The organism is Caballeronia sp. (assembly GCF_028292365.1).
Lineage (GTDB): Bacteria > Pseudomonadota > Gammaproteobacteria > Burkholderiales > Burkholderiaceae > Caballeronia.
Window position 1 is genome coordinate 1 of record NZ_JAQGMM010000316.1, and the last position, 3,742, is coordinate 3,742.

Below are 3,742 nucleotides of genomic sequence, written 5' to 3' on the forward strand. Positions count from 1 at the left end.
GTGGAACGAATTTTTCGATCTGTTGCGCTCGGTCGATCTGCCCGCCGACTATATGGCGGAGCGACCGCTAAACCAGCCGCCTCAAGAGCAAGGCATTTCTGATGACGAGCCGACGGTAAATCGGGAAGCATGCACCCACCGATGATGCTGCACTTGCTCGACACCGCCGCCGCAAGGCAGCTCATCAAACGGACAGTCGAACGCCGTCGAGGCTGGGCTGACTGAAATCGTTCCGTCAATGATAGACCGGTCCAGCACGGCGCTGAAACGGTCTTTTGCTTGAATGCGACTACGAATTAATGCGTAAATCCGCGACTGTTAAAAATCTTGTAGTTCTCTCTATTTAACTTAGCCGCGATAATTCAAAACATCTCGTTATAGTTAGCGATCCTTTACATCAGTCAACACCTTGTCCCGTCCACTTCATTGGAGATGAAAGCGCTAGACCTGGGCCAAAAGCGTTTCGAGCGTTTCGGCCTGCGAGGAGAAATCTTTTGGCCGGCGCTTGCGAAAGGTTTCCAGATTGCTGAGCTTCCATCGCAATGCAGTTAGTTCAGCGGCGTGCTCACACTGCAATAAAGACAGTCGGGCTGCGCGCGCGCCAGTCCACCGAGGAATTGCTTGTGTGCTTCGCTCAACCTCGCGGGCAATTCACGCCGAAGCTGTGCGCGAGCATCCAGCAGAGTAGCCAAGGTGCACCCTACTTCGGTCATGCGCATGAAGGCTCGGTCGTACTCGGCAGCAATATCCTTGTTGTTGCCGAACAGTACTTCGTGAATTGGCCGATTGTGTCCGGCCAGATAGACCACGAAGCACTCCACCATGCCTTCGGTGATGCCGCCCGATTCGTAGAGCTGCCATACGTCGAACAGATCGCGCGGGTGCTGCCGGTCGAGCGCGGCCGCCAGCTTGCCCGCATAGAGTTCGTCCGGGGCAAGGATTGGCACCTCAAACTCGACGCCAAACCTGTCGCCCGTCCTGGCGCTCAGCGATCGCCGCTCGACGGGCAGGACCGTGCCACGGAACACGACGTTGACCTCAACCTTCACCTGACTGGTCTCGTTCTCGACAATCAGCTTGGTATCGCCCAAATCCCTGCTGCGGACAAGGCGTGTCTGCACGCCGAGCGTCTCGACGCGCGCTGAAATGGTGGCCAGTTCCTGGTTGATCGCACGCAGTGCGTCGTCGCGGGGAACCTGCCACGGCAGATACACCACGTCGATGTCGACCGACAGACGCGGCATGTCCTGCACGAAAAGATTGATGGCCGTGCCGCCCTTCATGGCAAAGATGTCGTTGGCCAACACTGCCGGTGCGACGGTGAGCAAAAGACGAACGGTGTCCGCGTAACTTTTATCCATGAGGTTTCAGGCTCAGTAGCGTGCCGTCGTCAAGCCGGCTCATCCAGCGCCGGTTACTGCCGGTGCGAACCTCGTGCTGTGTCAGTAAGAGATCGACGTCTACGACGTTCGTCTCGCGTGCCCAAGTGAGAAACAGGCGCACCGCCTTGACACTGGTACAGCAGGACAGCAGTTGCCCAAGGAGGTCTTTGCGTGGAGAGCGCAGGCCATCGAAAAGATTGCGTGCCTCTTCGAGACTTTGCTTCACGCCTGTCTCGTACAAAAGCTCAAGGACGGCGCGCTCGGGAACAGATACCTGCAGCCCCTCCGGCAGGCCCGGCGGCGTAGCCAGCGTCTTGTCCGCCAAAGCGGTATGCGGCCAGTCGAACAGGTGGGCATGGACATAACGAGCCGGGAAGCGCGAGGTGAACCACGTCGGCAGCGCAAAGCGGGGTTCGCCCCACAGGACCAGCGTGTCCCGGGTGCTCAGGTTGTGCCGCACACCTTGCATTGCCAATGCACTCTTTCCGCCAACGTGCAGACCCGGCACGCGCTGCTGAAGGAACAGGATCGCCTTGTGAACGCCAAAGTCGTCGTTGGGAAAGGCATAGACCCCCTGCGCCAGACGCACGAGCCAGCCCCCTTCGGCGTAGTGGGCAGCGAGCTGGGCCGAGACCCCGAATTGCCCGAGAGTGGCAAGGCCGAACGGGGTCCCGCGGGGCAATTCCGCCTGCAGTCGCTTGATTATCTGGTGTCGTGAATTTACATCCATACTATAAAAATATCACAAAATCTAATCATGGAAGCAACGCACGCAGAAGATGAGCATCAAAAATAGCCTCATAGTACATTTTTGACTCACGATCTAATCAATTGGCCGGTGCTCGACAGATCAGCTTGACGCCACTGCAGCAAGCTATCTGCGTTGCGGTCCATGCTGAAGCCCGCATCAGACGGAACAGATCCATAAGCTGACGACCCGCCGAAATTGAGGCAAACGGATATGACCACGCATGCGCAATGCGACACAAATACCGCCTCCTGAAGCGTCACCGAGTAGTCGGCGCGATAGGCGCCGCTGGCGTCAGCTTCTATGACCTCAAGGACTCCCGCTTCGCCGAAGCCTTTGAGAACCTTGGGGAGGGCAATCTGGCTGCCCCCATTGGGCACAATCCAATGCATATCCGAAGAACTCGCGCACCTTTCGCTCACCTTGATAGGAAGCGCATTCCGAGTAACGCTCAAACGGTACTCGGATTGCGCTCAACCCTCTGAACGTCGCTTACGATTACTCCGTCATCGGGCCATTAAAAAAACCGTCGCAGACAAAGTCTGCGACGGTTTTTTAGCTTGCTGCTTTGAATCAACCGGCTTTCCTCTATTAGCGAAAGCCGGTCTTCACATAATCAATGCACGGCGATCTGCACCCCCTGCTGAACCAGCAACTCGGTATGCGCACCCGAGTGTTCGTACACGTTGTACGTCACGCCGCCCACTTGCGTGGTGCCGTGTTGTTGCCATTCGCCTTCAGCCAGACCTGCGACGTGCGAATTCGACAAGTCGACAACGTCGCCTTCCTTGCCGTTCACCATCAACTGCTGCTTGCCGTCTTGCTGGAACAGGTCGGTTTCGCCCAGATTCAGCACGTCCACCAGCGAGAGCTTCAACGTATTGTGCTGGCCGCCAAGATCAATCACTTCGATACCCGAAATCTTCGCCGCCGCCGTCTTGCCGGTCAGCGAGGTCAAGTCGAGGATCTGGTGATCGCCCGTGAGGTGCAGCGTGTCCACAGCGCCGCCCTTCGCGCCTTCAATGTGCGCCGTGGCTTCCTTGAAGTAGGACGTAGGGTCTGCTTTCAAGTCAACTGTTTCGTTGCCGCCAGCGGCAGCTTTGAACGCGTCGTGCTCGCCGACCACGGTATGACTCGGGGGCGCGGCCGTGTCTTGAGTATGCAGTTGCTCCGTGGCCGCCACCGAACCGGCGTCGTCAGGGGCGGCAGCGCTATGGAGGACTGACTTGTAGACACCCGGGAGGGTGCCTTGGTTAAATGGTACCCATGTGTCATTCAAAGCGGTCAAATCGGAAATCTTGGAATGGGTCAACGGATGTGTGACGCCATCAGAACTGGTATAGCGGACATCAAAAGTTAGCATCCCGTAAAGATTGGGATTGATCGATAACTTTAGGATTCCAGGGGACACCTTTATTACGTTCGCCGGGCCCCCATAAAGTCTTCCAGCAGCGATATCATAATCCCCCGAAGCCATGAGCACGTTCCCCGACCATAGTCCCAATGACAGCCATCCGTCAAACGTTCCTACATCAATGTAAATAGCAGACTCGCTATTTACGGCCTTGATCATACCGAAAGTGGCGCTGTTTTCATTGAACGTGTACGAGTT

At 56.8% G+C, this 3,742-nt stretch carries 2 protein-coding genes and 2 pseudogenes; all 4 read right to left on the reverse strand.

Going from position 1 to position 3,742, the window contains the following annotated elements; translation table 11 throughout:
• Positions 1–441: 441 nt before the first annotated feature.
• Positions 442–1,361: pseudogene (locus tag JWR14_RS19620) on the reverse strand (nucleotidyl transferase AbiEii/AbiGii toxin family protein).
• Positions 1,354–2,112, reverse strand: a complete 759-nt coding sequence (locus JWR14_RS19625; protein ID WP_299710011.1) for a type IV toxin-antitoxin system AbiEi family antitoxin domain-containing protein — start codon at positions 2,110–2,112, stop codon at positions 1,354–1,356. Before JWR14_RS19625 ends, JWR14_RS19620 begins: the two are co-directional and overlap by 8 nt.
• Positions 2,113–2,198: 86 nt before the next feature.
• A complete protein-coding gene (locus JWR14_RS19630; protein ID WP_299710013.1) occupies positions 2,199–2,522 on the reverse strand; it encodes a hypothetical protein in 324 nt (107 codons plus the stop codon).
• A 224-nt stretch (positions 2,523–2,746) separates the two neighbouring features.
• Positions 2,747–3,742: pseudogene (locus tag JWR14_RS19635) on the reverse strand (hypothetical protein); the annotation flags it as partial.